19 protein-coding genes and 3 pseudogenes are annotated in these 26,261 nt (G+C 72.4%); 8 read left to right on the top strand and 14 right to left on the bottom strand.

Features of this window, described 5'->3' with window-relative positions; genetic code table 11:
- Positions 1-12: 12 nt before the first annotated feature.
- The 4 genes and pseudogenes from FLW16_RS36300 to FLW16_RS36290 form a co-directional block, all read right to left on the bottom strand.
- A complete protein-coding gene (locus FLW16_RS36300) occupies positions 13-1,599 on the bottom strand; it encodes a sensor histidine kinase (protein ID WP_221891455.1) in 1,587 nt (528 codons plus the stop codon).
- Positions 1,600-2,406 (bottom strand): annotated as a pseudogene (locus FLW16_RS46320) (tyrosine-type recombinase/integrase); the annotation flags it as partial. It abuts the gene before it with no gap.
- A gap of 111 nt (positions 2,407-2,517) precedes the next feature.
- Positions 2,518-3,786 (bottom strand): annotated as a pseudogene (locus FLW16_RS46315) (RNA polymerase sigma factor); the annotation flags it as partial.
- Between the two features lie 93 nt (positions 3,787-3,879).
- Entirely contained in the window at positions 3,880-4,230 is a 351-nt protein-coding gene (locus tag FLW16_RS36290) for a YciI family protein (protein WP_142565208.1), read from the bottom strand.
- Between the two features lie 455 nt (positions 4,231-4,685).
- Here FLW16_RS36290 and FLW16_RS36280 point away from each other — a divergent pair, with 455 nt between their 5' ends.
- Both FLW16_RS36280 and FLW16_RS36275 read left to right on the top strand, forming a co-directional pair.
- Positions 4,686-5,462: a DUF998 domain-containing protein gene (locus FLW16_RS36280; RefSeq protein WP_142565204.1), complete on the top strand. Its 777-nt coding sequence runs from the start codon at positions 4,686-4,688 to the stop codon at positions 5,460-5,462.
- Positions 5,463-5,687: 225 nt separating this feature from the next.
- Entirely contained in the window at positions 5,688-6,455 is a 768-nt protein-coding gene (locus FLW16_RS36275) for a dienelactone hydrolase family protein (protein WP_142565202.1), read from the top strand.
- On the opposite strand, the gene FLW16_RS36270 is transcribed toward FLW16_RS36275, so the two are convergent.
- From FLW16_RS36270 to FLW16_RS36235, 8 genes are all read right to left on the bottom strand, one after another.
- Complete coding sequence (locus FLW16_RS36270; protein WP_142565200.1) at positions 6,452-7,801, bottom strand: cell wall metabolism sensor histidine kinase WalK; 1,350 nt, start codon at positions 7,799-7,801, stop codon at positions 6,452-6,454. The two genes, FLW16_RS36275 and FLW16_RS36270, sit on opposite strands and share 4 nt — an antisense overlap.
- On the bottom strand, positions 7,798-8,469 hold the full coding sequence (locus tag FLW16_RS36265) for a response regulator transcription factor (RefSeq protein ID WP_142565199.1): 672 nt from the start codon (positions 8,467-8,469) through the stop codon (positions 7,798-7,800). The genes FLW16_RS36270 and FLW16_RS36265 overlap by 4 nt, the downstream gene beginning before the upstream one ends.
- Positions 8,470-8,521: 52 nt before the next feature.
- Positions 8,522-9,454, bottom strand: a complete 933-nt coding sequence (locus tag FLW16_RS36260) for a hypothetical protein (RefSeq protein WP_142565197.1) — start codon at positions 9,452-9,454, stop codon at positions 8,522-8,524.
- 296 nt (positions 9,455-9,750) lie between these two features.
- A complete protein-coding gene (locus tag FLW16_RS36255) occupies positions 9,751-10,968 on the bottom strand; it encodes a sensor histidine kinase (RefSeq protein WP_260615976.1) in 1,218 nt (405 codons plus the stop codon).
- Entirely contained in the window at positions 10,958-11,596 is a 639-nt protein-coding gene (locus tag FLW16_RS36250; protein WP_142565195.1) for a DedA family protein, read from the bottom strand. Before FLW16_RS36250 ends, FLW16_RS36255 begins: the two co-directional genes overlap by 11 nt.
- 205 nt (positions 11,597-11,801) lie before the next feature.
- A complete protein-coding gene (locus FLW16_RS36245; RefSeq protein WP_142565193.1) occupies positions 11,802-12,092 on the bottom strand; it encodes a hypothetical protein in 291 nt (96 codons plus the stop codon).
- Between the two features lie 214 nt (positions 12,093-12,306).
- Positions 12,307-13,785: an N-acetylmuramoyl-L-alanine amidase gene (locus FLW16_RS36240; RefSeq protein ID WP_142565189.1), complete on the bottom strand. Its 1,479-nt coding sequence runs from the start codon at positions 13,783-13,785 to the stop codon at positions 12,307-12,309.
- Positions 13,786-13,804: 19 nt separating this feature from the next.
- Positions 13,805-14,707, bottom strand: coding sequence for a M23 family metallopeptidase (locus FLW16_RS36235; protein ID WP_142565188.1), 903 nt, complete (start codon positions 14,705-14,707; stop codon positions 13,805-13,807).
- A gap of 105 nt (positions 14,708-14,812) precedes the next feature.
- On the opposite strand from FLW16_RS36235, the gene FLW16_RS36230 reads away from it, so the two are divergent.
- The 5 genes from FLW16_RS36230 to nrfD are packed head-to-tail and all read left to right on the top strand — an operon-like array spanning position 14,813 to position 22,820.
- Positions 14,813-17,827, top strand: a complete 3,015-nt coding sequence (locus tag FLW16_RS36230; RefSeq protein ID WP_142565185.1) for a BTAD domain-containing putative transcriptional regulator — start codon at positions 14,813-14,815, stop codon at positions 17,825-17,827.
- A gap of 29 nt (positions 17,828-17,856) precedes the next feature.
- A complete protein-coding gene (fdh, locus tag FLW16_RS36225; protein WP_142565183.1) occupies positions 17,857-21,024 on the top strand; it encodes a formate dehydrogenase in 3,168 nt (1,055 codons plus the stop codon).
- On the top strand, positions 21,017-21,766 hold the full coding sequence (locus tag FLW16_RS36220; protein WP_142565182.1) for a 4Fe-4S dicluster domain-containing protein: 750 nt from the start codon (positions 21,017-21,019) through the stop codon (positions 21,764-21,766). The genes fdh and FLW16_RS36220 overlap by 8 nt, the downstream gene beginning before the upstream one ends.
- A complete protein-coding gene (locus FLW16_RS45645; RefSeq protein WP_260615974.1) occupies positions 21,763-21,885 on the top strand; it encodes a hypothetical protein in 123 nt (40 codons plus the stop codon). The genes FLW16_RS36220 and FLW16_RS45645 overlap by 4 nt, the downstream gene beginning before the upstream one ends.
- Positions 21,885-22,820 (top strand): NrfD/PsrC family molybdoenzyme membrane anchor subunit, encoded by a 936-nt coding sequence (gene nrfD, locus FLW16_RS36215; RefSeq protein ID WP_260615973.1) that lies wholly within the window; start codon positions 21,885-21,887, stop codon positions 22,818-22,820. The genes FLW16_RS45645 and nrfD overlap by 1 nt, the downstream gene beginning before the upstream one ends.
- Before the next feature lie 9 nt (positions 22,821-22,829).
- Here nrfD and FLW16_RS36210 read toward each other — a convergent pair whose 3' ends face one another.
- Complete coding sequence (locus tag FLW16_RS36210; protein ID WP_142565179.1) at positions 22,830-24,353, bottom strand: MFS transporter; 1,524 nt, start codon at positions 24,351-24,353, stop codon at positions 22,830-22,832.
- Positions 24,354-24,442: 89 nt separating this feature from the next.
- On the opposite strand from FLW16_RS36210, the gene FLW16_RS36205 reads away from it, so the two are divergent.
- On the top strand, positions 24,443-25,480 hold the full coding sequence (locus tag FLW16_RS36205) for an Lrp/AsnC family transcriptional regulator (RefSeq protein WP_221891454.1): 1,038 nt from the start codon (positions 24,443-24,445) through the stop codon (positions 25,478-25,480).
- Positions 25,481-25,695: 215 nt separating this feature from the next.
- Here FLW16_RS36205 and FLW16_RS36200 read toward each other — a convergent pair.
- A pseudogene (locus tag FLW16_RS36200) lies at positions 25,696-26,044 on the bottom strand (VOC family protein).
- Positions 26,045-26,261: the final 217 nt, after the last annotated feature.

Here is a 26,261-nt window from a genome sequence, read left to right as displayed (position 1 = left end):
TCCGGGCGCCGCTCAGGAGGGCAGGAAGGCCTTGGCGACCAGCCGGCCCCCGGCGAAGCACAGCCGGTAGAGCTTCAAGTCGCCGAACGGTTCGGGGCTGGTGCTGTAGTAGCGGCACCGGGCGCCCGGCGGGATCGGCGGCTCGGGCCACGACGGATCGTCGATCCTGGTCCTGGCCGGCAGCGCCGCCGCGACCTCCGACTCGGCCTGCCCGACCCGCAGCTTCGCGAACTCGGCCGGCGGCAGGACCGAGGTGACCGCCTCGTAGACCGTGAACCCCAGCACGAACGCCGCCACTCCGGCCGCCGCGGCCAGGCAGACGAGCGCCGCGGCCAGCCGCGTACGGCGCACCCGCCGCCGGGCCAGCGCCAGATCCAGCTCCACGGGCCGCGACGCCGTTCGCGAGGCAGCGGTGCGGGGGAGCCGTGCGGTCAGGGTGAATCCGCCCTCAATGGGGCCGCTCTCCAGGGACCCGCCCCGCAGGCGGACCCGCTCCGCCAGCGCCCGCAGTCCGTGTCCGCCCGTCACGCCGCGCCCGGGCCGGTGCGGTGCGGCGTTGGCGACGGTGACCACGGTCTCGCCCGGTGCGTGCGCGAGCCGTACGGTGACCGGGGCGCCGGGCGCGTGCTTGGCGGCGTTGGTCAGCCCCTCACGGACGACCCGCCGCACGATGGCGAGCGCGGGCGCGGGGATCCGTGCCTCCTCCTGCGCGCCGTGCAGCGTCACCGGCATTCCGGCGGCTGCGGCGCGCCGGACCAGTGCGCCCACGCTCTCCTCGGACGGATCCGCCGTGTCCTCGTCTTCCGGGCCAGGGCCAGGGCCGGGGCCGTCGCCGTCGCCGTCCCTCAGCACGGCGACGATGTCGCGCAGGCGCTCGGCCGCGGCGGTGACCGCCTCGCGGGCCTCGCCGGCCGCCCGGCGCCGGCTCTCGGGGAGGCCGGCGTCGACCTCCAGGGCCCCGATCCGCAGCGCGACCAGGCTCAGGTCGTGACCGAGCAGGTCGTGCATGTCCCTCGCGATGGTGGCCCGCTCCCGCAGCCTCGCCTGCTCGGCGAGCATGCGCCGCTCGCGCTCCAGATGCCCGGCGCGTTCCCAGCCCGCCCTGGTCAGGGCCAGGCTCTGGTGGCGGGCATGGCCCGCGAGCCACGGGACGAGTCCGAACAGCGCGATGCCCGTGACGGCGAAGAACCACGCGCCCAGATCCCACTGCGCCGCGAGAAGCCACCGTACGAACGGGACGACGGCGGCGGCGACGGCCGCGGCGGCCGACAGGCCGAGCAGGGCGGGCCGGGCCCGGGCCATGCGCACCCCGGCCAGGTAGCTCGTCACCGCCAGGGCCGGGAAGAAGACGGTGGGGTCGCCCCGCACGGCCACCGAGCCCGCCCACAGCGCGGCCGCCACGAGCATCGCCGCCGGCGGCCGGGGCCGGGCGAGCGCGACGGCGACGCCGATCACCGCCAGCCCGGCGATCACCTCGGGCCAGGTGTACCTGTCGGCCAGGATGCGCGTGAGGCCCGCCCACAGCGCCGGCAGGCCGAGGACGGCCCAGAGGACGGCACAGAGCAGGACGTCCTTGAGGTATGCCGCTTTCCTCCCCACTCAGGCAACGGTATCCGCAGGTCGCGGGACCCTGACGAATCCGTGCAGGGTCCGCGCGCTGGCGTGGCCGGACAGGGACATCAGCATCGGCGCGGACCAGCCGTCCTCGCCGAGGTGGGCCAGGCGCGAGTGGCGCAGGCGGTGCAGGGTGCAGCCGCCGCCCTCCGGGTCGAGGTCCCCGGTGGCCCGTTTGAACAGGTACTCCGCCCGCTCGTACGACAGGCGGCCCCGGCCCGTGTGCGGGCACAGGTCGGCCGCCGCGGGCATGCGGCCCGGCCCCGGCCTGCGGTCGGCGAGGAACAGCGGGCCCCGGCGGCGGTCCGCGACGAGGAGGGGCAGGAGCGCGGCCGTGCCGGACTGCCAGCGCAGCCAGTGCCCTCTGGCCTTCACCTCGCCGCGCATGCCGGGCAGGTCGAGGTCCTCCACGTTGAGCGAGAGCGCCCACTCTGCCGGGGCCGCGCTCTCGTACAGCAGCAGCCACAGCGTCCGCTCGCGCAGCGGGATGTCCGGCCGCTTCCACAGGCTCTCCAGCCGGGACCGGTCGATGGGGCGGGTGCGGGCGCGGGGTTCGGGCCGCCGGTCGAGCGGGGCGGCGAGGCCGGCGGCGGCCCAGCCGCGCTCGGCCGCCCACGTGGCGAACGACCGCAGCGCCGCGCGGTGCCGGTTCCAGGTCGCGCCCGCAGCCGTGCCCCACGCCGCGGCGAAGACCTCGGCGACCCGCTGGGACGTCACGTCCCGCAGCGGGGCGTCCTCGCCGAGGTGCCGGCACAGCCGCGTCAGGGTCTGGTTGTAGGAACGGACGGTGTCGGCGCTCAGATCGGGCCGGGCGAGGAAGAGGCCCATCGCCCCGCCGAGCGTGACGTCCCCGACCGTCGGGCCGGCCTCCGTGTGCCCCGGTTGGGCCTCCGTGGCCGCCTTGTCGGCGCAGGTCGCGGCGCGCCGCAGCAGCACCGCCCGTTCCGGGCTGTTGCGGGTGAGGGAGGCCGCCCGTTCGAACTCCGCCCGGGCCTCGTCGTGCCGGCCCAGCCGGGCCAGCAGATCCCCGCGTACGGCGGGCAGCAGGTGGTAGCCCTTGAGCGCCGGTTCGCCGGTCAGCGTGTCCACCAGCGTGAGACCGGCGCGCGGCCCGTGAGCCATGGCGAGCGCGACGGCGCGGTTGAGCTGGACGACCGGCGTGGGCAGCACCCTGACGAGGGCCTCGTAGAGCGCCGCGATCTGCGGCCAGTCGGTCTCCTCCGGCGTGGCGGCCCGCGCGTGGCAGGCCGCGATGGCCGCCTGCAGCACATAGGGCCCGAGGGGACCGCCGGCCTGCCGCGCCCGCAGCAGCGCCGTGAAGCCGCGCCGGATGAGCAGCGGGTCCCAGCGCCCCCGGTTCTGCTCGTGCAGCACGACGGGCTCCCCTGACGGGCCGGTACGCGCGGCCGAGCGCGACTGCTGCAGTTCCATCAGCGCGACCAGGCCGTGCACCTCGGCCTCGTCCGGGGTCAGCTCGGCCAGGACGCGGCCCAGGCGCAGCGCCTCCAGGCAGAGGGACGGGCGCATCAGGTCGTCGCCCGCCGTCGCCGCGTATCCCTCGTTGAACACGAGATAGATCACTTCGAGCACCGACGACAGCCGGGCCGCCCGTTCCGGCCCAGACGGGACCTCGAAAGGGACCTGCGCGTCGGCGAGCGTCCGCTTGGCCCGCACGATCCGCTGGGCGACGGCGCTCTCGGAGACGAGGAAGGCCCGCGCGATCTCGTCGGTCCGCAGGCCGCCGATCAGCCGCAGCGTGAGCGCGACCCGGGCCTCGGTGGACAGCACCGGGTGACAGGAGACGAACATCAGCCGGAGGACGTCGTCGCCGACCTCCCCGTCGAGCGCGTCCACCACGTCGTCCACGTCACGCTCGCCGTCGCCGGGGCGGGTGGCGAGATCGTGGGCGAGCCGCTCCTGCCCGCGGTCCCGCCGCTCCTCCCGGCGCAGGTGATCGACGGCGCGGCGCTTGGCGACGGCCATGAGCCATGCGCCCGGGTTGTCCGGGACGCCCCCCTCGGGCCACTGCTCCAGCGCGGCGAGGACGGCGTCCTGCGCCAGTTCCTCCGCCAGGCCGACGTCGCCGACCATTCGCACGAGGCCGGCGACGATCCTCGCGGACTCCATCTTCCAGACCGCGTCCACGACGCGATGGGCGTCCAGCGACGTCATTCGACCGATGACAGCACCGGCCCGCCCACCGCGCAACCCGGCGCGTACGTCTCCGGGGGCGCCTGCGGGCCGGACACCTGCCTGATCACGCCGTCAGCGGGAGCCGGTCCCGGGGCCGTCTTCGGGGCCGAACACCTGCTGGATCGCGCTCTCGCCGTCGCCGACGATCTTCCAGAAGCGGCGGGCCAGCTCCACGGCCTCCTCGCGGGAGCGCGCCTCGATCAGGGCGAAGCTGACGATCGCCTCCTTCGCCTCGGTGAAGGGTCCGTCGGTCACGGTGATCTCGCCGCCGGAGGAGACCATCCGCAGGCCGCCCGGCTCCAGCCCGCCGGTGGCCAGCAGCACGCCCGCCCTGGTCATCTCCTCGATGAAGGCGCCCATCTCGGCCATCATCGCCGCGTCCGGCGTCCGGGAGCCGCCCTTGGTGGTCATCAGGAACCGCATCGTCGTTCTCCTTCTTTCTGAGCCTGTGGCCGGCCGGGCCGCTCGCCGGTCCCCGCCGTCACCTCCACGTCGTACGGGACGAGCCGGAATCGACAGTCTCCGATCCTCACACGTCGTGACCTGGCCATCTGCCGAGATGTGACAGGGAATGCGCATGTGACAGGGAATGTGCAGTCGTGGCTGACGCCGCAGGTGGGCGGGGCAGGCGGCAGGCGGAGGGCACGGCCGGGCACGGGTGGTCGAATCGCGCGGCCGCCGTTCGACGCGTAAGCGAGGCCGGACACCGCACCGGCCGGGACCACCGAAGACCGGACCACCGAAGACCGGACCACCGAAGACCGGACCACTGAAGACCGCACCACCGAAGACCGGGACCCCGGAGCCCCGGGGCGCTGACGCCCGGGACACCGAAGACCGGGACACCGAAGACCGGGACACCGAAGAAGGGAACGGCCATGACCGCCACGCAGGACACGACCCAGCTCACCACGGAGCTCGCCACGGAGCTCGCCACCGAGCTCACCGTGCGCCCGGCCGCGCGGCCGGGCGCACGGCGCCCCGCGCCGGGCTCGACGGGCTCCACAAGCGCGACGGTCTCCACGGGATCGACGCGTGCGCTGCTCACCTGCGCCGTGCTCTCCACGCCCGTCTTCGGGATCGTCTCGCTGACGCAGGCGTTCACCCGCGAGGGGTTCGACCTGCTCCGTCACCCGCTCAGCATGCTCAGCACCGGCGACCTCGGGTGGCTGCAGATCGGCAACTTCTGGATCACCGCCGTCCTGACGGTCGCCGGGGCGATCGGACTGCGCAGGGTCATGCGCGGCACGCCCGGAGGGACCTGGGCGCCCAGGCTGCTGCTCGTCGAGGGCGCCGGACTCGCGGCGGCGGGGGTCTTCACCATGGACCCGGGGGACGGCTTCCCCGCGGGCACCCCGCTGGGGGCCCCGGCCGGGATGAGCTGGCACGCGATGCTGCACATGGCGTCCGGCTCGGTGGCCTTCACCGCGCTCATCGCGGCCTGCTTCGTCCTCGGCCGTCACTTCGCCCGCGCGGGGCGGGCCTGGCACGCGGTCGCCTCCCGCCTCGGCGGCCTGGCCCTCCTGCTGGGCAACGGATGGGCCATGTCCGGCGGGCGGGCCGGCTCCCTCACCCTGTGCGTCGGCGTGCTGGTCGCCATGGCCTGGGTCTCGGTGGTCGCCGCCGCCAAGCGCGCGGACCTCGGGCGGCGCTGACAGGCTCGACGGGGAAGCCGCGCAGAGCTCCTGGTGCCGGATAAATCACTGTGCCGGATAAATCACTAGGGGCTCTGCGCGGTGTGGTGATACGTTCTGCGTCGCCGTGCACATCGCCGCGACCTGAGGAGGTGAGACCGATCAACGCTGTGACAGGTCGGGGCTCCCTCCGTTGCATGGCCTAGGGAGCGCCCGCAGCAGGCATCCCGAAAGGCGTGAAACGCTTTGCGCTTCATCTCCCGGACGTCGTCGGACGGCGTCACCGAACAACTTTTCACCCTCGGCGAGGTTCCCGGTGTGTTGTGGACACCGGAAGACGCCGCCGGGGCTCGTCCCCTGATCCTGATGGGCCACGGCGGCGGGCAGCACAAGAAGGCCCCCGGCATCGTGGCCCGCGCGCGCCGCTTCGTCACCGAGGGCGGTTACGCGGTGGTCGCGGTCGATGCGCCCAACCACGGCGATCGGCCGAAGACCGAGGAGTTCGCCCGGGTCGCGGCCGCATTGCGGGCCGGCATGGCCGCGGGTGAGGACATCGCCCCGCATCTCGCCACCATGCATACGTTCCTGGCCGACCACGCCGTGCCGGAATGGCAGGCGGTCCTGACCGCGGTGCGGGAACTCGACGTCGTCGGCGGCGGCCCTGTGGGCTACTACGGCATGTCGATGGGCTGCGGGCTCGGCGTGCCCTTCGTCGCAGCGGAACCCCAGGTCCGCGCGGCGGTGCTGGGCCTGCTCGGCGTGGACGGGCTGGCCGAGACCGCCGCCCGGGTCACCGTCCCGGTGCGGTTCCTGCTCCAGTGGGACGACGACAAGGTGCCGCGGGCCCAGGGCCTGGCGCTGTTCGACGCTCTGGGGTCGGCCGACAAGACGCTGCACGCCAATCCCGGCAACCACGGGGAGATCCCCGAGTTCGAGATCGACAGCTCGCTGCGGTTCTTCGCACGGCACCTCGGCCAGGGCCTGTACGGGTTCGGATCTTCAGGGGGTGCCTAGGGCTCCGTGTGTTCGATACACGTCGGCAGTATCAGCCGCAGTAACGCGCCGCTTTGACACGGCACGGCTTCGGCCGTCCCGCCATGCGCCTCGGCGACCTGCCGGACGATGGCCAGGCCCAGTCCGGAGCCGGGGTGCGCGCGGGCCGCGGGTGATCGGTAGAAGCGGTCGAAGACGAATTCGAGGTCGCTGTCGGGGATTCCCGGGCCGGCGTCTGCGACCTCGAGGGTGCCCGCCTTGACGCTGATCCTGATCCGGCCGTCGGGCGGGCTCCATTTCACGGCGTTGTCGACGAGGTTCGCGACGGCGCGTTCCAGGGCGTCGGGGTCTCCGTGGACGAGAGTGGGCGCGCAGGTCAGCTCGAACTCGATCTGCGACGCCCGACGCGCCGCGCGGGCCGCGACGCGCTCGGCGACGAGGTCGAGGCGGACGTCTTCCGTGTGGAACGGGGCCTGGCCGTAGCGGGCCAGGTCGATCAGGTCGTTGACCAATGTCGTGAGTTCGCCGGCCTGGCCGAGCGCTTCGGCGGCGAGGAGTGGGGCCTGCGCGTCGGCGGGGTTTTCCGACAGCAGCTCGAGGTTCACCGTCAGGCTCGTCAGTGGTGTGCGCAGCTCGTGCGAGGCGTCGGCCACCAGACGGCGCTGGGCGCCGACCGATTCGTCCAGGGCGGCGGTCATCGCCGCGAACGCAGAGCCGAGCCGGCCGATCTCATCCCGGCTGTCGGCGGGGATCGGGATGGCCAGGTCGCCGGTCGTGCGGATCAGTTCCACGGTCTCGGTGAGCTGGTGCACCGGGCGTAGGACGCGGCGTGCTGCGAGGCGTGAGGCCAGTGCTGCCAGAAGTCCGGCGGCCACCGTCGAGCCGGCGAGCAGCCAGGCGAGTTCGCGTAGCGTGGGTGCGGGATCGGACTCCGGGATGGCCGTGCGTACGAGCGTCCCCGGAGCTTCGGGCAGTTGGGCTGTGAAGACGCGGTAGGCGACGCCGTTGTAGACCGCGTCACGGAAGTAGGCGTCGGCGGTGCCGTTCGCGACGGCGACGTCGCGGGCGGTGAGGTCGACGAACTCCGTCGACGGCCCGATCTGGACCGGGCCCGGCACGATCTGCAGCTTGGTGCTTCCGATCCCCAGCGGAACAGCCGGGAAGCCCGGCTCCCCGTTGACGTCCCTGAACTTGGTCTTGATGGCCGCGGCCACGTCCGGTGCCTGGTCGGCGGCCACGACCAGCGAGCTGTCGATCTGGCCGCGGAGGTTGGCGTTCACGGCCGGATACAGGACCACCGACACGAGCACCAGGGCGCCCGCGACCACGGAACCGCCGGCGATGGCCAGCCGGGTGCGCAGGTTCATGGCTCCTCGCGCAGGACATACCCCAGGCCGCGCACCGTCTGGATCAATCTGCTGCCGCCGTCCGCTTCGAGCTTGCTTCGCAGGTAGCTGATGTACACCCACAGTGCGTTCGACTCCGGGCCGAAGTCGTAGCCCCAGACGGACTCGAAGATCTGGGTCCGGCTCAGCACCCGGCCAGGATTGCGCAGGAACAGCTCCAGCAGGGACAGCTCCGTCTTGGTCAGATCCAGGCGCCGGCCGGCACGCTCGGCCCTGCAGCCGCTCAAGTCCAGGTCGACGTCGGCGAAGCGCAGCACCTCGGCCCTGGCACCGCTGCGCCGGAGCAGGGCCCTGAGCCGGGCCCGCAGCTCCTCCAAGGCGAAGGGCTTGGCCAGGTAGTCGTCGGCCCCCGCGTCGAGCCCGGCGACCCGGTCGGTGACCAGGTCCCGGGCCGTGAGCATCAGGATCGGCGTGTCGTGCCCGCCCGAACGTAGCGCCCGGCACACCTCCAGCCCGTTCGGTTCGGGCATGAGGACGTCGAGAACCACCGCGTCCGGGCGGAACACGCCGTGCTCGGCGAGGGCGGACGCCCCATCAGCGGCGGACGACACGTCGTAGCCGTCCCGGCGCAACGCATGCTCCAAGGACCGCCGCACAGCCGGGTCGTCGTCCACCACAAGTATCCGCATGGTCGCCCATCCTCGCCGTCGAACCCTGTAGCTGTGTGAGACGCGGTGGCCGTCAGCCCTTGATCAGTGACCGCTTCAGATCGCTCAACGCGGCATTGAGCTGGTCGGCGCTGACCCCGAGCGAGGCGGCGATGTCACCGAAGGCCTTGGACGTCGGGTCGACTCTGCCCCACGCCACCACAGTTTCGAGAGCGGCCTTGGCCTTGGCTTGATCGACACCGAGCGCCGCGGCCACGGACGCCGCCGCGGCGTCGGTGGTGAACGGCGAGTCCTGCGGGCCGTCCAGGGCCTTCTTGTCCATGCTGTCGGGCTTGCTCTGGTCGTCACGACCTGGCGCGGGCTCGGCGACCATCGGTCTCAGAGCGTCCTGAACCTGCGGGACCGGCAGCCCCAGGTTGGCCGCGACCGCCGCGACGAAGGCGTCGGGCGTCACGCCGGCCGAGTTGGCCAGCGACGTCTTGGCCGCGACCAGCGCGGCGTCGAGCCGCTCGGTCGTCACTCCGAGCTTCGCCGCGATCGCGGCCACATCGGCATCCGCGCCCGCCCTGGGCGTGCCTGACGACTTCTGCGGGCCGTCCAGGGCCTTCTTGTCCATGCTGTCCGGCTTGCTCTGGTCGTCACGACCTGGCGCGGGCTCGGCGACCATCGGTCTCAGAGCGTCCTGAACCTGCGGGACCGGCAGCCCCAGGTTGGCCGCGACCGCCGCGACGAAGGCGTCCGGCGTCACGCCGGCCGAGTTGGCCAGCGACGTCTTGGCCGCGACCAGCGCGGCGTCGAGCCGCTCGGTCGTCACTCCGAGCTTCGCCGCGATCGCGGCCACATCGGCATCCGCGCCCGCCCTGGACCTTCCGTCCACCTTGACCGTCGCGGGGTCGGATTTCGCGGCGCCGGGTGTCGGGGTCGGACCCGCCGCCGCTGCCGTGCCGGTCGCGGCCAGCGTGGCGAGCGTGACCGTGGCCACGACCAGCCGTGTGCGTTTCGTCATCGTGATGCCTTTCGTCCACTGAGCTCGCCGGACGAGAACCGGCGTCTTGTGGGCAACACAAACATCGCGGCCTCTGGTGTGGTTTCAGGCACCTTTAAAGGTTCCTTAGAACGGCTACGTTCTCCCAATCGCGCGATTGATCCGTCATGTCGCTGACGATACGCCGCACGGCGAGCAGTCACCGGTTTGCACGAGATGGCCAGGCGACGTGCGTACGCCAACGACACGCTGCACCTCCCACGTAGAAGCCGGCAGGCTCGGCCTTGCCGTGGGCACCACGTGGCCTTCGGCCAGGGTCACCCGCAGGGCAGCTCGGCGCTCACGGTGGTCGGGCCGCCGGGCGGGCTGTCCACCCGGAACCGGCCGTCCAGTGCCGCGACCCTGCGGGCCAGCCCGGACAGGCCGCCTCCGCCGGGGTCGGCGCCGCCACACCCGTCGTCGCGGACCCGTACGACGATCGTGTCCTCGTCCTCCAGGATCTCCACCCGGACCTGCCCCGCCGCCGCGTGCTTGGCGGCGTTCGTCACGGCCTCCCGTACGACGAAGTAGACCGCCGTCTCGACCTCGGTGGGCGGGCGCGCGGTCAGGCCGTACGCGACCGTGACGGGCATCCCGGCCCGCTCGGCGACGGCGGCCAGCGACTCGCGCAGCCCGAGCGTGTCGAGCTCGGCCGGGTAGACCCGCCAGGCGACCTCGCGCAGCTCGCGCAGGGCCTCCTGCGCCTCCTCGTGGGCCTGCTGGAGCAGGTCGTCGCGCAGCTGCGGGGTGCGCCCCCGCCGGGCCCGCCCGATCAGCACGGCGAGGGCCACCAGCCGCTGCTGCACGCCGTCGTGCAGGTCGCGCTCGATCCTGCGCCGCTCCTGGTCCACCGCGCTCACGATCCCGGCGCGGGTCCTGGCCAGCTCGTCGATGCGGCGCTCCAGCAGCTCGGTGGGGCTGGGGCCGAGGAAGCGCCGGGCGACCCGCAGTTCCAGGGCGGCGACGCCCTGGATGCCCATGATGTCGAGGAAGAGCAGCACGATCCCGAGCACCCCGATGTAGGCGAGGATGCCGGGAGTCGGCGGGATGCCGTCGGGGTTCTGCCCGTGGGCCCAGCTCCACGCGAAATACACGCATGTGCTCACGCCCACCGCCAGCAGGAAGAGCACGAGGCCGCCGAGCAGGCCGACCGGCCATCGGGCCGCGAGATACCCGGCGACCCGGCCGGTCCCGACGGTGAGATCGAGGACGCCGAGCAGGCCGAGCCTGCGCATCTCGACCTGGGCCAGCGGCACGGCCACGGCCCGCAGCGCCCGCTCCCCGGCGCGTCGCGCGCTGGCGTGCGGCAGGCAGAGCAGGGCGAGCGGCGCGGCCACCAACAGACAGGCCAGCTCGACGACCGCCGTCAGCGTGCCGATGACGAGCGCCGCGAGGATCCTGAGGGCGCGTGCGACGTTCATCGGCTTCTTCGCGGCGATTCGCGCCGCTCGGGGCAGCAGGCGGACCTGCCCGGGGAGCGGCCGGTCAACGGGCATGGGGTCCCTGGCCGCGCCGTTCCCGCAGCCGTACGGCCGCGAACCGGACGACGACCAGCACGACGGCCGCCACGACCACCTTGGACACGATCCCCATGTACTCCTCGACGAGGTGCCAGTTCTCGCCGAGCAGGTAACCCGCCAGCACGAACACGGTGTTCCAGATCAGGCTGCCGAGCGTGGTGAACAGCAGGAAGGTGCCGAGCGGCATGCGTTCCACACCGGCGGGGACCGATATCAGGCTGCGAAAAATCGGGATCATGCGCCCGAAGAACACCGTCTTCACGCCATGCCGGGCGAACCACGCCTCCGCCTTCTCGATGTCGGAAATCCTGACCAGCGGCAGACGCGCCGCGATGGCCACCGTACGCTCCCGGCCGAGCAGTGCGCCCACACAGTAGAGCGCGAGCGCCCCCACGACGGAGCCCGCGGTCGTCCACAGGAGGGCGGCGACCAGGCTCATGTCCCCGCGGGCGGCGGTGAACCCGGCGAGCGGCAGGATGACCTCGCTGGGCAGTGGGGGGAACAGGTTCTCCAGGGCGATCGCGACGCCGGCGCCCGGCGCGCCCAGGCGTTCGGTGAGCTCCATCGCCCACCCGGCGATCCCTCCGACTTCCGCGGTGTCCATGCCGCTGACGCTAGAAGCCGGGCGATGCGGTCACCATGAGGGGCGCCGCCGGGCTCCCTCTGGTGCGCCGCATCCCCAGGGGTGCGGAAAACCTCAGGGGGGGAAGAGCGCAGGGCCGTGTGGTCGTCCACAGGCTGTGGACATCGCCGCGTCGCTCCTGCCCGCCGCTTCGGGGAAGGATCCGAGCGCATCGCCTGCCACGGGCTCAGAGATCGTCCTTCGGCGTCTGGGCCAGCACCTGGTCGGCGGTCGCCGTCACCACCGCCGCGGCCGCAGAGATGTCCCTGACCTGCTCCGCGGGAAGGTCGCGCAGCACCCTTTCCAGCCCTTCGAGATCCGCCTGGTAGGCCGCCGCCATCGCCGCCTGGGCCTTGGCTGTGCGTCCTGCCTGCTCCACCGCCTTGCCGAGTGCCCGGCCGGCGCGTTCGACGGCCCTGGCCGCCTCGATCGCCGCTTTCTCAAGATTCCTCGCCCACTCGGGCGGCTGGTCGCTCATCGCTGTCCTCTGGTGAGGGTGGGTTCCGCGGGCATGAGTCGCCCACGAAGAGTGCCGAATCAGGCCCTTATTGCCCTCCCAGCGCGCTCTACACTTCGCGGGTCCCAAGCTCTCATCAATCTCCCAGAGACAGTGCGAGGGCCCCCGCGCGGTGCGGCGCGCGGGGACCCCGGATCATGCTGCGGGCCATGCTTCGGACCGATGCCGGAAGGGGTCAGCCGCAGTGCTCGAACGGACTGTCGTAGCCGGACGAGCCCGCCTTGCCTCCCCACTTCACGCATTTGTCCGCCGCGGACGCACTGACCGGCCCGGCGTAGTAGCCGTAGTTGCCCGAGTCGGTCACCCGGCTCTTGCCCTGGACCTCCAGGTAGGCGCTGGTCGCGGTGGCCGTGCCCAGCGACGTCTTCTTCAGAGTCACGACGCAGTTGTTGCCGTTGCCGGAGTTGTAGAGCAGGTAGACCGTGCCCGCCGTGCCGAGGGCGGCCGAGTCGATCACCGAGTAGCCGCTCCCGCACACCTGCTCCGGCGTGTACGGGTTCCCGGTCCCGCTGCCGCCCGTGACGTACTGCATGTACGTGTTCCAGTCCCAGTGGGGCCCGGGGTCGGTGTGGTCGCTCCCGGGGACCTGGTAGTGCCCCACGATGTGGGACCGGTCCTTGGGGATGCCGTACCGCGCGGCGATGGAGCGGACGAGGGCGGCCGAGGAGTGGTACATCGCGTCGGTGAACCAGGACGCGTCGTCCACGTATCCCTCGTGCTCGATGCCGATGGAGTGGTGGTTGTAGTCGGAGTTGCCCGCGTGCCAGGCCCGGTCCTTCTCCCGCACCATCTGGGTGATCGCGCCGTCGGAGGACCGTACGACGTAGTGCGCGGAGACCTGGGCGGCGGGGTTCTGGAACCAGGAGATCGTCCCGGCGTACGAGCCCTGGGTGACGTGGATGACGATGCGGTCGATCGTGTCGCTCGCCGGCCGGTCGGACACCGCGTAGTTGGCGGTGCTGGCCGCCACCCACGTCGCGCCGGGGTAGTCGACGGCCGCCGCGGCGAGCGTGCGGTTCGCCGGCTGGTCGAGGTCGCGAGCGTTCGCGAGGGCTCCCCGGTCCGGGTTCACCGGGCGGGCGGCCACCGTGATCGTCTCGCCCGCCGGCGTCTGCGCGGTGAACCCGGCCGACAGCAGGTCGTAGACGGCGTCCGCGTACAGCCGGGCGACCTCGGGCGTGCTCGCCCCGCCGTAGCGCGCGACGGCGGTGTACCAGCGACCGGGCTCGGCGCGGGCGGCGGCGTCCAGGCCCAGGGCGTCGGCCCTGGCCCGCAGCACGGCCGCCGCGCCTGCCACGTTGGCCGCGTCGTCGGCCTTGAGCGAGGCGACCGGCGCTCCGGTGAGCCGCGCCGCCTCCTCCAGGGTGTGCGCCGTGGGATTGCTGACCAGGTGCGCCACGCCATACCCGCCGCTCGCGCTCGGCTTGCCGCCATGGCCGTCGAGGTGGGTCTCGGCGTAGGCGAGCGCGACGAGCAGGTCGCGGGGGACGCCGTGGGCCGCGGCCGCCCGCGTGAAGGCGGTGGCGAGCGGGCCCTCGGCGGCCGAGGCCGGCCCGGCCGGGACGAGCCCGGCCAGGCACAGCAGGAGCGTCACGACGCCGACGGCGGTCAGGGCCGTACGTCGGGACCCGCGGACGATCAGGGGTTCGGCCATGGGGGTCAGCCGGTGAGGGTCAGCCACAGTGCTCGAAGGGGCTGTCGTAGCTGGACGAGCCCGCCTTGCCGCCCCACTTGACGCAGGTGTCGGCGGCCGAGGCGCGCACCGGTCCGGCGTAGTAGCCGTAGTTGCCGGAGTCGGTCACCCGGCTCTTGCCCTGGACCTCCAGGTAGGCGCTGGTCGCGGTGGCCGTGCCCAGTGACGTCTTCTTCATCGTGACGACGCAGTTGTTGCCGTTGCCGGAGTTGTAGAGCAGGTAGACGGTGCCCGCCGTGCCGAGGGCGGCCGAGTCGATCACCGAGTAGCCGCTGCCGCAGACCTCCTGCGGGGTGTAGGGGTTGGCCGATCCGCCGCCGCCGCAGTTGTGCGAGGTCACGGTCTGCACGGGGTAGCCGAAGGTGACCCCGTTGAACACCGCCTTCTGGATGTTGGCGGGGTAGGACGTGTCGCTGGTGCGCACCTCGTAGTGCAGGTGCGGGGCGATGTTGTTGCCGGGCTTGCTGGTGTTGCCGACCTCGCCGATCTTCTGGCCCTGGGTGACGTGCGCCCCCTCGCTCACCGAGCGCACGCTCAGGTGCGCGTAGTAGGTGAACCAGCCGCCGCCGTGGTCGATCTTGATGAGGTTGCCGAAGCCGTTGGTGGAGCCCTGGTGGGCCGAGATGACGACGGTGCCGGCGGCCGCCGCCACGACCGTGTCGCCGTAGTCGGCGTCGGCGGTGCTGCCACGGTTGAAGTCGATCTCGTACGACTGGTGGGCGCTGCTGGCGTTGGAGTTGCCGGTCCAGACCTGGCCGCAGGGGAACGGCATCTGGAAGTCCGGGCGTGGACCCGCCGCGGAGGCCGCCGGGGCGGTCGCGGCGCCGAACGCGAGGCCGAGGACCATCGCGAGGCCCGCCGTGACAAGCGATTTGAGTCTCATGACCAAAAAGAGTCGGAATCTACTGCACAAAAAACATCAAGACTCGGTACAAAGGGTGGGCGAGTCATGGCGAACCGGTCCTTCGACAGGGGGAGCAACGCGGTCATGACAGTCGATAAGCCCACGTTCAGGGTGCTCGGTCCCCTGGAGGTCCGCCTGCCGGGCACGGCGCCACGGCTCGGCGGCCCGAAACCCCGCATGCTCCTGGCCACCCTCCTCCTCCACGCCAACCACACGGTCGGCGGCGACGAGCTCGCCGAGGTGCTGTGGCCGGGCCACCGCCCACGCTCGACCGCGGCCAACCTCCGCACGTACGCGAGCGCCCTGCGCGCGGAGCTCGGGCAGGCCCCGGCCCGCATCCGCGCCCTCGGGGCGGGGTACGCGATCGAGCTGCCGCCGCACGAGCTCGACCTGCTGCTGTTCGACGAGCGGGTGACCGCCGCGCGGGAGTGCCGGGCGCGGGGCCGGCCGGACGAGGCGGCCGACCTGCTGGCACGGGCGCTGGCGCTGTGGCAGGGCGTCCCGCTGTCCGACCTGCCCGGCAGCCCGCTGTGGGACCGCCGGCTCGAACGGCTCGCCCAGGCGCGGCTGCGCGCCGCGGAGGACCTGGTCGAGCTGCTCATGGCGGCCGGGGACTACGGCGAGGCGGTCGGGGAGCTGCGGGCACTGCTCGCCGACCATCCCTTCCGCGAGGACCTGTGGCGCAGGCTCATGCTGGCCCTGCACTGGTCGGGGCGGCAGGGCGAGGCGCTGCAGGCCTTCGCCGCGATCCGCGAGCACCTCGTGACCGAACTCGGCGTCGAGCCCGGCCCCGAGCTGCGCCGGGCGCACGAGGCCGTGCTTGCCGGGGAGCCGCCCCCACGACCGCCCGGCCCGCCCGGTTTCCCCACCGCCTCCGGTTCTCCCGGTGCCGCGTCGCCTCATGGCGCGTCCGGTCTCCCCGCCGATCCCGTCTTCCCCGGCGATCCCGCTCTGCCCGGCGTCCCCGGCCTTGTCGTGCCGCGTCAGCTGCCGCCCGACCTGGTGGACTTCACCGGGCGGGCCGCCGAGGTGGCGGCGCTGACCCGGGCGCTCGCCCCCGGCGGGGTCGCCGTCGTCACCGGGCCGCCGGGCGTCGGCAAGACCGCGCTCGCGGTGCGCTGCGCGCACGCCGTCCGCGAGGCGTACCCCCACGGCCAGCTCTTCCTGTCGCTGGGCGGCACGGCGCAGCGTAACGACGCCGCGCAGTCCAATGACACCGCACAGCCCAGAGACACCGCGCAGCCCGGAGACACCGTCTCGCCGGTCGAGCCGGGGGAGCTGCTGGCCGAGGCGCTGCGCGCGCTGGGCGCGGCGGAGCCGTTGCCGCCCACGGTTCACGAGCGGGCCGCGCTCTACCGCACGCTGCTCGCCGAACGGCCGATGCTGGTCGTGCTCGACGACGCGGCGGGCGCCGCGCAGGTGGGGCCGCTGCTGCCGGGCGGCGGCAGCGCCGTCGTCGTGACCGGCAGGCGCCGCATCACCGAGCTGCCCGGCGCCGCGCGGATCGACCTGGACGTCCTGCCGCAGGCGGAGGCGCTGGGGCTGCTGACGGCGATCGTCGGCGCGGAGCGGCTGGAGCGGGAGCCGGAGGAGGCCGCCGCCATCGTGCGGGCCTGCGGCCGGCTGCCGCTCGCGATCCGGGTGGCCGGGGCCCGGCTGGCCGCCCGTCCCGGCTGGTCGCCTGCCGTGCTGCGGCGGCGGCTCGACGACGAGACGGCCAGACTCACCGAGCTGCGCGCCGGCGACCTGGAGGTGCGGGAGTCCTTCGACCGCAGCTACCGCCTGCTGCCGGACGACGCCGCGCGCACGTTCCGCGCGCTCGGCCTGCTCGGCACCCGGCCGCTGCCCGGCTGGGTGGTCGACGCCGTGCTCGACCGGCACCGCAGCGACGACGTGACCGACGTGCTGGTCGACGCGAACCTGTTGCGCCCGGTGGGGACCGACCCCCTCGGGCAGCCCCGCTACCGGCTGCCCGACCTGCTGCGCGTCGACGCCAGGGACAAGGCGGGCGAGGTGGACATGCCGGCGCTGGCGCGCGTGGTCGCGGGCTGGACGGCCGCCGCCGAACACGCCACGGCCCTACTGCCCACCACGGTCTTCCGCCTGACCTCGCCCGCCGCCCGGCGCTGGCGGCTGCCCGAGGACGCCCTGCGCCGGGTCGCCGCCGACCCGGTCTCCTGGTTCGGGGCCGAGCACGAGACCCTGGTCGAGGCCGTACGGCTGGCGGCGGAGGCGGGGCTGGCCGGTGCCGCCTGGGGTCTGGCGGCGGCGCTCGTGCCGTACTTCGACCTGCGTTGTCACCTCGGCCCGTGGGAGGAGACCCACCGCGTCGCCCTGGAGGCCGCCCGCGCGGCCGGAGACCGGGCGGGCGAGGCCGCCATGCTGCGGGGACTCGGCCAGGTGGCCCTCTATCGGGACAGGTACGTCCAGGCGGCCGGCATGTTCCGCCGCTCCCGGGTGATCTTCCGTACGCTCGGCGACGTCAGGGGCGAGGCGGTCTCGGTCTGCGGGCTGGGCGCGGTCGGCCAGTTCCGGGGCGATCAGGCCGCGGCCTCCCGGTACTTCCGCAGGGCCCTCGGGATGTTCGTGTCGCTGGACGACCGGTCGGGCGAGGCGTACGCGCGGCAGGCGCTCGGGCGCACCTGCCTGAGCGCGGGCGACCTGAACGGCGCCGCCGACTGGCTCGGCGGCGCGCTGCGCATGGCGCGGGAGCTCGGCGACGCCCACAGGGAGGGCTGCGTGTCGCTTCAGATCGGCCGCCTGCACGACCTCGCGGGGGAGACCGGGCGGGCGATGCGCGCCCAGGGCCGGGCGCTGACGATATTCGAGGGCTTCGGCGACCGGCACTGCGCGGCGTACGCGATGCAGGGCCTGGGCGGGCTCCAGGCGGCCAGGGGCGACTGGCGGCACGGCTCGGCCCGGCTGGAGAGCTCACTGGCGATCTTCCGGCAGCTCGGCGACCGGAGCGGGGAGGCGGCCACCCGGCGGCTGCTCGGCGAGCTGCACCGCTCGTCCGGGCGTCGCGCGCTCGCCCGGGGCTACCTCCACGCGGTCACGTCCCGGCGGGGGGGGGAAGACACGGCGATTTCTCATGATTAGACCGTCACCGCTGGGGCATCAGAGGCGTCGTGGGTGGTGGATGGCTCTCCCGCTGGCCGGTGATCCGGCAGCTCAAGGGAGAGGACGGCAGAGGGCAGGCGGCGCGCTCGGCGCGTACGGACGCCCTGAGGCCCCGCGTCGAGGGGGCCGAGACGGTCGCGCGTTCCGTCTGTCCCTACTGCGCCGTGGGCTGCGGCCAGCTCGTCTACGTCAAGGACGGCAAGGTCACCCAGATCGAGGGCGACCCCGACTCGCCGATCTCCCGCGGGCGGCTCTGCCCGAAGGGATCGGCCAGCAAGCAGCTCGTCACCCACCCCGGCCGTCAGACGAAGATCCTCTACCGCAGGCCGTACGGCACCGAGTGGGAGCCGCTCGACCTCGAGACCGCGATGGACATGATCGCCGACCGCGTGGTGCGGACCCGGCGCGAGACCTGGCAGCAGACGCACGAGGGGCAGGAGGTCAGGAGGACTCTGGGCATCGCCAGCCTGGGCGGGGCGACGCTCGACAACGAAGAGAACTACCTGATGAAGAAGCTCTACACCGCCCTCGGCGCGATCCAGGTCGAGAACCAGGCGCGCATATGACACTCCTCCACCGTCCCCGGTCTGGGGACCAGCTTCGGGCGTGGCGGCGCGACCCAGTATCAGCAGGACCTGGCCAACGCTGACTGCATCGTCATCCAGGGCTCCAACATGGCCGAGTGCCATCCGGTGGGGTACCAGTGGGTGATGGAGGCGCGTGCGCGCGGCGCGAAGGTCTTCCACATCGACCCGCGCTTCAGCCGGACCAGCGCGACCGTGGACAGGTATCTCGCGATCCGCGCCGGCACCGACATCGTGCTGCTCGGCGCGCTGATCAACTACGTGCTGTCGAACGGGCTCGACTTCCGCGAGTACGTCCTCGCGTACACGAACGCCGCGACCCTGGTGAACAGGAACTTCCGCGACACCGAGGACCTCGACGGCCTGTTCTCCGGCTACGACGAGGAGACCGGCAGGTACGACCCGTCGAGCTGGGCGTACGAGGGCGACGTGCCCGAGGAGGAGGAGCCGGTCGAGGGCGACATGCGCCACGCCGAGGCGGCGGGGTCCGACTCCTATGGCGCGCGCGGCGCGGGCGCCAGTGCGACGCCGCCCGAGGACCCGACGCTGACCGACCCGCGGTGCGTCTACCAGATACTCAAGCGGCACTACTCCCGCTACACACCCGAGATGGTCGAGGAACTGTGCGGCATCCCGCCGGAGCGGTTCCACGAGCTGGCCGAGGCGATCACCGCCAACTCGGGCCGGGAGCGGACCACGGCGTGGGTCTACTCGGTCGGCTGGACGCAGCACTCGGTCGGCGTGCAGTACATCAGGGCCGCCTCGATCCTGCAGCTCCTGCTGGGCAACATGGGCCGGCCGGGCGGCGGCATCATGGCGCTGCGCGGGCACGCGAGCATCCAGGGCTCCACGGACATCCCGACGCTGTTCAACCTGCTGCCGGGATACATCGCGATGCCGCACGCCCACCGGCACGACGGCCTCGACCACTATCTGGAGCGGGAGGGCGCCGACACCGGCTGGTGGGGCAACCGGCGGGCGTACGTCGTCAGCCTGCTCAAGGCGTGGTGGGGCGACGCGGCGACGGAGGCCAACGACTACTGCTTCGACTACCTGCCGCGCCTGACGGGCGACCACGGCCACTACGCGACGGTGATGGGCCAGATCGACGGGACGGTCAAGGGCTACTTCGTCGTGGGCGAGAACCCGGCGGTCGGCTCGGTCAACGGCAAGGCGCAGCGGCTCGGCCTGGCCAACCTCGACTGGCTGGTGGTCCGCGACCTCGTGCTGGTCGAGACCGCGACGTTCTGGAAGGACGCGCCCGAGATCGAGACGGGCGAGCTGCGGACCGAGGACATCGGCACCGAGGTCTTCTTCCTGCCGGCCGCGAGCCACGTGGAGAAGGAGGGCACCTTCACCAACACCCAGCGGCTGCTGCAGTGGCGGGAGAAGGCCCTCGACCCGCCGGGCGACTGCCGCAGCGACCTGTGGTTCTACTACCACCTCGGCAAGCGGATCAGGCAGCGGCTCGGCGACGACGAGATCGACCGGCCGGTCATGGAGCTGACCTGGGACTACCCGGAGATCGGTGAGCAGCGCGACCCCGACGCCGGGGCCGTCCTGCGCGAGATCAACGGCACGGCCGCCGACGGCCGCCTGCTGGCGTCGCTGCGCGAGCTGAAGCCCGACGGGTCGACGAGCTGCGGCTGCTGGATCTACTGCGGGGTGTACGCCGACGGGGTCAACATGGCGGCCCGGCGCAAGCCGCACACCGAGCAGGGTCCTGTCGCGCTCGAATGGGGCTGGGCCTGGCCGGCGAACCGGCGCATCCTCTACAACCGCGCCTCGGCCGACCCGCAGGGCCGCCCGTGGAGCGAGCGGAAGAAGTACGTCTACTGGGACGGGACCAAATGGACCGGACCTGACGTGCCGGACTTCGAGGAGGACAAGGCGCCCGACTACGTGCCGCCCGAGGGGGCCAAGGCGCAGGACGCGCTGGCCGGCACCGACCCGTTCATCATGCAGTCGGACGGCAGGGGCTGGCTGTACGTCCCGTCAGGACTGTCCGACGGGCCGCTGCCCACCCACTACGAGCCGCACGAGTCGCCGGTGCGCAACGCGCTGTACGGCCAGCAGGCCAACCCGGCCCGCCGGACCATCGACCGCCCCGAGAACCCGTACAACCCGGCGCTGTCGCCCCGGTTCCCGTACGTCTACACGACGAGCAGGCTCACCGAGCACCACACGACGGGCGCCATGAGCAGGCCCCTGCCCTACCTCGCCGAGCTCCAGCCGGAGGCGTTCTGCGAGGTGTCCCTGGACATGGCGGAGGAGATCGGGCTGGACAACGGCGGCTGGGCGACGATCGTCACCGCGCGGACCGCGATCGAGCTGCGCGTGCTCGTGACCGGCCGGGTGCGCCCGCTGCGGCTGAACGGCCGGACCGTCCACCAGGTGATCATGCCGTATCACTGGGGATACAGCAGCGGCGGGGTGATCACCGGGGACGTCGTCAACGACCTGCCGTCGATCGTGCTCGACCCGAACGTCTACATCCAGGAGAGCAAGGCCGGCACCTGCGACGTCCTGCCGGGGCGCCGCCCGCGGGGCAAGGCCCTGCTCGACCTGATCGAGAGGTATCGCCATGGCTGAGCGGGTGGGGTTCTTCACCGACACGTCCATCTGCATCGGCTGCAAAGCCTGCGAGGTGGCCTGCAAGGAGTGGAACCAGGTGCCCGACGACGGGTTCGTCTTCCGGGCCACCTCCTACGACAACACCGGCGCGCTCGGCGCGAGCACCTGGCGGCACGTGGCGTTCGTCGAGCAGGACGGCCGATGGCTCATGTCGTCGGACGTGTGCAAGCACTGCACCCACGCGGCCTGCCTCGACGTCTGCCCCACCGGGGCGCTGTTCCGCACCGAGTTCGACACCGTCGTCGTCCAGGCCGACGTCTGCAACGGCTGCGGCTACTGCGTCCCCGCCTGTCCGTACGGCGTGATCGACCGCAGGGAGGACGACGGCCGGGCGTGGAAGTGCACGCTCTGCTACGACCGGCTGCGCGGCGGCATGGAGCCCGCCTGCGCGAAGGCGTGCCCGACGAAGTCCATCCAGTTCGGGCCGCTCGACGAGCTGCGGCAGCGGGCCGAGGAACGGGTCGAACGGCTGCACGCCGAGGGCACGACCGAGGCCCGGCTGTACGGCGCGAACCCGGACAACGGGGTGGGCGGCACGGGCGCGTTCTTCCTCCTGCTGGACGAGCCGGAGACGTACGGCCTGCCGCCGGATCCCGTGGTGACCACGCGCGACCTGCCCGCGATGTGGCGCTGGGCGGGCGGCGCGGCGCTCGCCCTGGCCGCCGGCGTCGCCGCCTCCTTCCTGCGGAGAAGGACATGACACTGCCTGCGGAGAAGGACATGACACTGCCTGCGGAGAAGGACATGACACTGCCTGCGGAGAAGGACATGACACCGTCCGGGGAGAAGGTCGTGATCGTTTCTGTGGGGAGGATCTGATGCCGAGGCGCCGGGACGAGATGGTGCCGGACGCCGAGTTCCGGTCCTACTACGGCCAGCCGGTCCTCAAGCAGCCCATCTGGCATGAACCCCACATGCCGGCGTACCTCTATCTGGGCGGGCTGTCCGGCGCGGCGGGCGCGATGGCGGCGGCCGCCCGCCTCACCGGGCGGGATCGGCTGGAACTGGCCGCCCGGATGACCGCCTTCGCCGGGGCGAGCGCCGGTGCGGTCTTCCTCGTGGCCGAGCTGGGCCGGCCGATGCGCTTCCTCAACATGCTGCGGGTGTTCAAGGTCACCTCGCCGATGAGCGTCGGCTCCTGGACGCTGGCCGCCCACAGCGGGCTGACCGGCGTCGCGGCGGGCTCCGCGGTGACCGGCCTGCTGCCCCTCGCGGGCGACGCCGCGTCGGTCGCGAGCGGCCTGAGCGGTCTGGCGATGGCCACCTACACGGCCGTCCTGCTGGCCGACACCGCCGTCCCCGCCTGGCACGAGGGGATGCGCGAGCTGCCGTTCCTGTTCTCCGGGAGTGCCCTCGCCTCGGCGGGTGCGGCCGTCATGCTGACCACGCCACGGGCGCAGGCCGGGCCCGCCCGCGCCGCCGCGGCGGCGGGCGCCGTGGCCGAGGTCGTCGCCGGCGGGCTGATGGAGCGCCGTCTCGGTCTCGTCGGCGAGCCGTACCGCAAGGGCAGGGCGGGCAGGCTCATGCGGGCCTCCCGCGTGCTCACCCTCGGCGGCGGCCTGCTCGCCACGGTCGCCGGACGCAGCCGGGCCCTCACCGCGCTGTCCGGGCTCGCGATCACGGCCGGAGCCCTGTGCACCCGATTCGGCGTGCTGGAGGCGGGCCGGGCCTCGGCCAAGGACCCCGAGTACACCGTCGTGCCGCAGCGTGATCGCCTCGACGCCGGCCGTCCCGCCTCCGTCCCCGGCCGCTAGGCCGCGTATCTACTCGGCCAGGGCGGCCTCCGGTCTGGCTTCGGCGGCGGTCTCCGGCACGGGTCGCTCTCGAAGCATGACGAACGAGACCACGGCCCCGGCGACGCCCAGGAGCCCGGCGACGGCGAGAAGCGCCGCGATGCCGTTGGCGGCCGCGGCGTGGACCGCCTCGTCGACCAGCCGGCGTGCCCCTGCGGGCACCGTGCGCGCCAGGTCAGCACTGCGCGCACCGGCGATGTCGTGCGCGACCGAGCCCGTGGATTCGATGTGCCGGTCGGCGAGAGTGTGGTGCGCGCCGGCGGTGAAGACGCTGCCGAGGAGTGCGATGCCGAAGGCGAAACCCACCTGCCGGGCGGTGTAGACGGCACCGCCCGCCATCCCGGCGCGCCGGGCCGGCACCGCGGCCGTGCCGGTCGAGCTCAGCAGCGGCGTGGCCAGACCGACCCCGAGCCCGACGACGAAGAAGGCCGGCAGCATTGCCGGCCAGGATGCCCATACGTGCACGAGCGCGAAACCGAGAAGGTCACCGACGCCGACGAGCAGGATCCCGCTGCCGATCACCCGCCCCGGCGGCAGCCGGTGCATGACGCGTCCGAGCGAGGCGGAGACGACGAACGCGGCTCCCGACATCGGCAGCGCGACCAGACCGGCGGTCACCGGCGACAGACCCAAGACCGACTGCATCCAGATCGAGGAATAGGTCAACGACACGTACGCGGAGAAGTTCAGCACTACAGCCGCGATGAGCACGCCGCTGAATACCCGGTTGCGCAACAGGGACGGTTCGAGCAGCGGCTCGGCGATCCGCGTCTCGACGACCACGAACGCGAGCAGCAAGGCCGCACCGACGCAGAGCGCCACCCAGCAGCTCGTGGTGTCCCAGCCGAGTTCGCCGGCGCGAATCATCCCGAACGTCAGGAAGCCGATCGCGGCCGAGAAGAGCACCACTCCCACCACGTCGATGCGATGCGCCTGCCGGGTGTGCTGGTCGCGCAGCAGGAGCACGCCCATGGTGATCGCCACCACGCTCACCGGGAGGTTGACGAAGAAGATCCAGCGCCACGACAGGAATTCTGTGAGAGGGCCGCCGACCAGCGGCCCGACCGCCGAGGAGGCGCCCGACACGGCCCCCCACATCCCGTACGCCATGCCTCGCTCCCGCCCGGTGTAGGAGTTGTTCAGCAACGCGAACGTCGTGGCGATCATCGCCGCGCCGCCCACGCCCTGCACAGCCCGAGAGACGATGAGCACCGCGGGGTCCGGCGCGATGCCGCAGGCCAGCGAGGCAAGCGCGAACACCGCCAGCCCAGCCAGGTAGGTCCGCCGGTGACCGATCCTGTCCGCCAGCCCGCCGACACCGATCAGCAGCGCGGCCAGCGCCAGGGCGTACCCGTCGACCACCCACTGCAACGAGCTGAGCGAGGTCCGCAGGCCGCTGGCCATATCGGGCAGGGCCACGTTCACGATGGTCACGTCCACCAGCAGCATGAACGTGCCCAGACACACCGCGACGAGCGGTAACCACTTACGCATCGAACACTCCCTCACGTCTGTGACCCCAGTGTCATCGCGCGGGTGCCGGACACGCCTCAGATCCACCCCCTGGTTGTACGATCGTCGATATGACAGCGGTGCAAATGGTGGATTCTTTCACCCTGGAGGCCGCCGACCTGCAAATCATCCGTGCCTTGCAGATCGACCCGCGCGTCCCCTTCGCGACGATGGCGGCGGTGCTCGGGCTGTCCGAGCCGACCGTGTCCCGCCGGTACGCGCGGATGCGGCGCACGGGCGTGCTGCGGGTGACCGGAGCCGTCGACCCGGGCGCGCTCGGCCAGAGCCAGTGGATGGTGCGGCTGCGGTGCCGGCCCGGCAGCGGCGCCGCCATCGCCGTAGCGCTCGCGCACCGCGATGACATCAGCTGGGTCGCGCTGAGCGCGGCCGGCGCCGAGGTCACCTGCGCGGTCCGGTCACGATCGCAAGAGGAGCGAGAGGACCTCCTGGGACGCAAGCTCCCCCGCGCGGCCGCCGTACTCGACATCGAAGCATCCGTGATGCTCCGTAAGTTTCTCGGCGGACGAGGCCGGTACTGGGCCGCGCTCGCCGGAGTGCTGACGCCCGAACAGGAAGCGCAGTTCGGCCTGACCGGAAAGCCGTACAAGGAATCGGCCATGGTCGTGAACCGATCGCCACATCTTCACGAGCACGACGAGAAGCTGCTGACGGCCCTTACCGCTGATGGTCGCGCCAGTCTCGTCGACCTCGCGTCCGCGGCCGGTCTCACTCCCGGCCGGGCGTCCCGGCGGCTTCAGGCACTCATCAGCGACGGCGTCGTGCACATCCATGTGGAGCTCACGCCGGCGGCGTTGGGGTTCCATGCCTGCGCGAACCTGTGGCTACAGGTACACCCCTCCGAGACCAAGTCCGTTGGGCGCGCATTGGCCGAGATGCCCGAAGTGGGCTTCGTCGCCGCCATGTCCGGGAGGAACAACCTCCACGCCGCCGTCCACTGCAGGGACCTGGACGAGCTCTTCGAGTTCACCTCCGACCGTGTCGGAACCCTGCCCGGCGTCGAGTCCGCCGAGGTGAGCCCCATTCACCGCCAGATCAAGCAAGCCGGAACGCTCGTGGCGGACGACGGGTCCGTCCGATCAACGGCGTAACTCGATCTGGATAGGTCGCCGGCGCGTCGCCGGTGGTGGCCATGTCCTTCTTCCTCCTGCTCGTCGTGGTGCCGACGCTACGGAGCGCGTGGGCGGCGCGGCACGCGTCTGGACGTACGGAGGGTACCTGGCAGCGGATCTTCAATGCGCGTTCTTGTGGCGGCCATCAACGAGTGGCTGTGACCAGCACTTTCGCCAGGGACACGGGAGGGCCGTCAGCGGTGACCCAGCACGTTTACAACCCGTCCGCTGGGGTCACGGACGAAGAACCGCCGCACGCCCCACTCCTCGTCCTGCAAGGGGTGAACGATCTCCGCGCCAGCTCGCCCGCATGACCGCATAAGCCGCATCCACGTCGTCCACCTCGACACTCATGTCGGGGGAGACAGGCGCGGTCTTATCGCTGGTCATGACGCTGACCTGCGCTGCCGGGCTGGACGGGGACGCGAGCGTCATGATCCGACCGTGGTTCATGACCTCCTCGAAGCCCAGCAGGCCATAGAACTCCCGGCTCTCCCGCGCAGCCTCCGACTGGATGTTGGGCACGACACGGCGAACGGCCATCTACGACTCCAAACAAGAACCAAGGTGTCTCTGTCTCCCCAGGAGTACTGCGACACGTCCACCACCGCACGCACTTTCGATACACGCCCTAGTAGTGCTTTGTTAGGTGCTCAGGGTGGGCGCTGTGAGCAGGTGGGGCAGCGGCCGGTCCAGGTGGCCAGGAGTATCTGGAGTTCTTTGAGGATCGTGTAGAGGGTCAGGCCGCGGCTTTTGGGTC

This window comes from Microbispora sp. KK1-11, assembly GCF_006874435.1.
In the GTDB taxonomy this organism is placed as follows: Bacteria; Actinomycetota; Actinomycetes; order Streptosporangiales; family Streptosporangiaceae; genus Microbispora; species Microbispora catharanthi.
This window is presented reverse-complemented; position numbering and strand designations above follow the sequence as displayed.